General features: G+C 40.3%; 1 protein-coding gene. It reads left to right on the forward strand.

Translation table 11 applies throughout. The features are described from left to right. A partial coding sequence (locus ACS8FD_RS22590) for a polysaccharide biosynthesis protein (protein WP_439277508.1) occupies positions 1-598 on the forward strand: 598 nt, incomplete at both ends.

Below are 598 nucleotides of genomic sequence, written 5' to 3' on the forward strand. Positions count from 1 at the left end.
GATATTCAAATCATTGCCATGATTGGCAATGTGACCAATGAAGACAAACTTATTAGAGTCTTTAAAAAGTACAAGATTCATACGGTATATCACGCTGCTGCATATAAGCACGTACCTATTGTTGAGCACAATCCTTTTGAAGGTGTCATCAATAATTCTAAAGGGACTTATCACTGCGCTTATGCAGCATTGCAAGCCAAAGTTGAGACTTTTGTGCTTATCTCTACTGATAAAGCTGTAAGACCTACTAATATTATGGGTGCGTCTAAACGCCTAGCTGAGCTTGTGTGCCAAGGGTTGAGTCAAGTTAATAGTAAAACCTGCTTTAGTATGGTGCGTTTTGGAAATGTACTTGGTTCTTCAGGGTCGGTAATTCCATTATTTACCAAACAAATTGAGCAGGGCGGTCCGATTACAGTGACTCACCCAGATTTAACTCGTTACTTTATGACCATTCCTGAAGCGGCAAGTTTGGTGATTCAAGCGGGCGCGATGGCGACAGGTGGTGAAGTATTCGTATTAGATATGGGAGAGCCTGTCAAAATCGTAGATCTTGCTAAACGTATGATTTATCTAACAGGTTGTAAGCTTAAAGATA

Source organism: Psychrobacter sp. 1U2, from assembly GCF_051847575.1.